General features: G+C 76.7%; 3 protein-coding genes. All 3 read right to left on the bottom strand.

The genetic code is table 11. The features are described 5' to 3' along the window. Nucleotides 1-116: 116 nt before the first annotated feature. The 3 genes from moeZ to ACFV6D_RS30435 all read right to left on the bottom strand — a co-directional run bounded on the left by moeZ (nt 117) and on the right by ACFV6D_RS30435 (nt 3,732). Nucleotides 117-1,295 carry an adenylyltransferase/sulfurtransferase MoeZ gene (gene moeZ / locus ACFV6D_RS30445; protein WP_380341410.1) on the bottom strand — a complete coding sequence of 393 codons (1,179 nt, stop codon included), beginning with the start codon at nt 1,293-1,295 and terminating at the stop codon, nt 117-119. Between the two features lie 228 nt (nt 1,296-1,523). Then, the gene (locus ACFV6D_RS30440; RefSeq protein ID WP_380431010.1) at nt 1,524-2,513 is read right to left on the bottom strand and encodes an NAD-dependent epimerase/dehydratase family protein; all 990 of its coding nucleotides are present in this window, start codon (nt 2,511-2,513) and stop codon (nt 1,524-1,526) included. A gap of 118 nt (nt 2,514-2,631) precedes the next feature. Beyond that, nucleotides 2,632-3,732: a hypothetical protein gene (locus ACFV6D_RS30435; RefSeq protein ID WP_380431012.1), complete on the bottom strand. Its 1,101-nt coding sequence runs from the start codon at nt 3,730-3,732 to the stop codon at nt 2,632-2,634. Nucleotides 3,733-3,954: the final 222 nt, after the last annotated feature.

The following is a 3,954-nucleotide window of genomic DNA, read 5'->3' as shown; positions in this document are numbered from 1 at the left end:
CGCAGACCCAACCCCAGTGGCCCCCGCCGCGCCGCGCTTTGCGCACCCCGGAAACCGCGGTCGGCCCGCCGGGGGCGCCCCCTTCCGGTACGTTCCGGCGTCTACGTTCCGGCGTCCTAGTAGACGGGCTTGTGCGGCTCGATCTGGTTGACCCAGCCGAGCACGCCGCCGCCCAGGTGGACGGCGTTGGCGAAGCCGGCCGCCTTGACCACGGCCAGCACCTCGGCCGAGCGCACGCCCGACTTGCAGTGCAGCACGATCTTGCGGTCCTGCGGCAGCTTCTCCAGGGCGTCGCCCATGAGGAACTCGTTCTTCGGGATCAGCACCGCGCCGGGGATGTTGACGATCTCGTACTCGCCGGGCTCGCGGACGTCGATCAGGAAGATGTCCTCCTTGTCGTCCTGCCACTGCTTGAGCTGCGCCGAGGTGACGGTCGAGCCCGCGGCGGCGGCCTGCGCCTCCTCCGACACGACGCCGCAGAAGGCCTCGTAGTCGATCAGCTCGGTGACCGTCGGGTGCTCGGAGCAGACGGCGCAGTCCGGGTCCTTGCGGACCTTCACCTGGCGGTAGTTCATCTCCAGGGCGTCGTAGATCATCAGCCGGCCGACCAGCGGGTCGCCCACGCCGGCCAGCAGCTTGATCGCCTCGGTGACCTGGATCGAGCCGATGGACGCGCACAGCACGCCCAGCACGCCGCCCTCGGCGCAGGAGGGGACCATGCCCGCCGGCGGGGCCTCCGGGTAGAGGCAGCGGTAGCAGGGGCCGTGCTCGGCCCAGAACACGCTGGCCTGGCCGTCGAAGCGGTAGATCGAGCCCCACACGTACGGCTTGCCGAGCAGCACCGCGGCGTCGTTCACCAGGTAGCGGGTGGCGAAGTTGTCGGTGCCGTCCACGATCAGGTCGTAGCCGGCGAAGATCTCCATGACGTTGGAGTTGTCGAGGCGCTCCTCGTGGAGGATCACGTCGACGTAGGGGTTGATCTCCTTGACCGAGTCCCGCGCCGACTCCGCCTTGGAGCGGCCCACGTCCGACTGGCCGTGGATGATCTGGCGCTGCAGGTTCGACTCGTCGACCACGTCGAACTCGACGATGCCCAGCGTGCCGACACCGGCCGCGGCCAGGTACATCAGCGCGGGCGAGCCCAGGCCGCCGGCGCCGACGCACAGCACCTTGGCGTTCTTCAGCCGCTTCTGCCCGGCCATGCCCACGTCGGGGATGATCAGGTGGCGGGAGTACCTGCGGACCTCGTCAACGGTGAGCTCGTCAGCCGGCTCGACCAGGGGTGGCAACGACACGGGGACTCCGATGGGTGTCTGGTTCAGGTGGCCTGGGCCAGCCTCATGGTGGTTGCTGCGCCGCCACGCGGGTGGCTCCTAGGCCAACAGTGTCACGCCCCTCCGGTATTCCGAGACAGCTCGTCCGATGGGCGAGACAGCCGGCGTCGGATCGTGGGACCGCCCGCGGGAGCCCGGAAAAGCGCCCCAGGCCTGTGCCGACAGGCCCGGGGCGCTCCCGGTGACCGCTCAGACCCGGCAGGCCGTCTCCAGCCAGACGTCCCCGAGCGACTCCTCCAGCGGCACCTGTGTCCGCCAGCCGAGACGGTCCCGGGCGGTGCGCACGTCCGCCTGCCGCCACGGCACCGGCTCCCCCGTCGCGACCCGGCCCTCCGGCCGGTGGCCCTCCACCCGGTGGCCCGGCAGGTGGTGGCCGGGCAGGTGGTCGCCGACCGGGCCGCCGGCCTGCGCGGGCAGCAGGACCTGCCGGTTCTCCTCGACGATCGCCCCCTCGAAGCCGGACGCCCGGACCAGCAGCTGGGCCGCGTCCCGGGCCCGGACGGCGTGCCCGCTGCCGATGTTGACCACCCCGGTGGCGGCCGACACCGCCGCCGCCTGGATCGCCCGCGCGACGTCCCGCACGTCCACGAAATCCCGGTATCCGGACAGGTCCGGCATCCGCACCTGGGACTCGTCCCGCTCCAGAGCCCGCCGCAGCCCCTCCGCGAGCCGCCCGAACAGCGAGGCGGTCGGCGCCCCCGGGCCCACCACGTCGAACACCCGCAGCACCGCCGCGTCCAGGCCCGACGCCAGCACCAGCTCCGTCCCGGCCAGCTTGGACACCCCGTACGGGCCGACCGGCCGCGGCTCGGCCTGCTCCGACACCGGCACCCCGCCCGGCACCGGGCCGTACTCGGCGGCCGAGCCGACGTGCACCAGCCGGGCCGGCTCCCGGCTGCGCCGGATCGCCTCGCAGACGGTGGCGACGGCCAGCGTGTTCGACCGGATCAGGGTGCGCGAGCTGCCGTAGGTGGCGCCCGCGCAGTTGATCACCACCTGCGGCGCGACCGCGTCCAGGAACCGGGCCAGCGCGCCCGGGCTTCCGGTGGTCAGGTCGAAGCGGATGTCGGCCGAGTCGCGCCGGCCGAGCACCGTCACCTGCAACTCCTGGTCCATGAGCAGACGATCGGTGACCCGGCGGCCGATGAAACCGTCGGCGCCCAGCAGCAGCACCCTCATCGGGGGCGTCCTTCCACGAAGCGAGGTCGGGGACGACCTGGCGGACTGAAATCAAGAGCGGACTGAGTGAGAGCAACGAGAAGGGGGCGGCACCCGGGGCCGCACCGGCGGGCGGGGCTCAGCGGTGCGAACCGGCCCGGCCGAGCACGGCCCAGGCGTACGCCAGCAGCACCGCGGCGACCGCGCCGCCGCCGATCAGCCCGGCCGTCGGCCCGGAGCGGCCCAGGGCGAGCAGCCCGAGCGCCACGGCGGGCCCGGCCAGCGCCCCCGCCGCCGCGGCCGTCGTCCGGCCGCAGCGGGCCAGCAGCGCGGGCAGCACCAGCAGCAGGCCCAGCACGCCCTGCGCCGCCCACTGCGCGGCGCCGGCCCGTTCGGCCGCCAGGTGCAGCAGGCCCCCGCCGTGGCCCGGCCCGGGGCGCGGCGCGAGGACGGTCAGCACCGCCAGCGCGGCGAAGGTCAGCACCGCGAGCACCGCCAGGTGCAGGGCGACCGCCACCGGGAGCACCGGCCGCATCCGGGACCGGAACTCGGCCAGCGTGGCCGCCGCGCCGAGATGGCCGCGGCCGACCTGCCGGTACCAGCGGGCCGCCCGCTCGGCCGACCCGGCCGACACCGCCCCGGCCAGCACCAGCGCGGCGGTCAGCCGCCGGTCCCCGTCCGCCGCGGCCAGCGGGAGCAGCAGCAGCGCGGCCAGGCCCAGCCCGTACCCCAGCGCCGCCGGGCGCCACCGGGAGCCGGCCCGCCGCGGCGCCCGCGCCGGGCCCAGCCCGTCCACCGCGCGGCAGGGGCCGGTGCACGGCGGGCCGGGCTCGGCGGCGGGGTCCGCGGCCAGGGCGGGCACCAGCACCAGCGGGACGGCGGCCGGCAGCAGCACCGGCCAGCGGGCGCCGAGCGCGACCACGGCCGCGCAGGGCAGCGCGGCCAGCGCGGCGGCGGTCAGCGTCGCCCGGGTCGCGGCGGCGCACTCCCGGCCCGGCGGCGGCTCCGGCGGGGGCGGGCGGCGGGGCACCCGCGCGTACAGCTCCTCGGCGAGCGAGAACAGGTCGGCGTGCCGGCAGCGTGCGGCGGCCTGCGGGCCGAGCCCGGCCTCCTCCAGTCCGGCGGCGATCTCCAGCGGGTCGACGGCCCGCTCGCACAGCGCCCGGTGCTCGGCCATCACCTCGCGCACCGGGTCCCCCACCGGGCTCCCGGGGCCGCCCGGCGCCGCGCCGCCCGCCATCAGACGGCCTCCGCGAGGGCGCCGGGGCGCTCTTGCGCGCCGGCGTCGCCGCCCTCGTCCTCCGACCGCTCGGACCCGGCCGGCCCGGCGCCGTGGCGGCCGTCGGGGCCGGGGGGGGGGGGCGGGGGGGCGCGCGCGGCGCCCCCCGCCCGCCCGCCGGGGGGGGGGGGGGGGCCCGGCGCGGGGGGGGGCGGGCGCGGGGCGGGGGCGGCGCCGCCCCGC

The sequence above is a fragment of the Kitasatospora sp. NPDC059812 genome (genome assembly GCF_042732075.1).
In the GTDB taxonomy this organism is placed as follows: Bacteria; Actinomycetota; Actinomycetes; order Streptomycetales; family Streptomycetaceae; genus Kitasatospora.
The sequence above is the reverse complement of the archived record's forward strand: the minus strand, read 5'-3'. Positions and strand labels throughout refer to the sequence as shown.

Coding starts and splice junctions, on each gene's coding strand:
- ACFV6D_RS30435 (WP_380431012.1), bottom strand. CDS start 3,732: ATGGCGGGCGGCGCGGCGCCGGGCGGCCCCGGGAGCCCGGTGGGGGAC.
- ACFV6D_RS30440 (WP_380431010.1), bottom strand. CDS start 2,513: ATGAGGGTGCTGCTGCTGGGCGCCGACGGTTTCATCGGCCGCCGGGTC.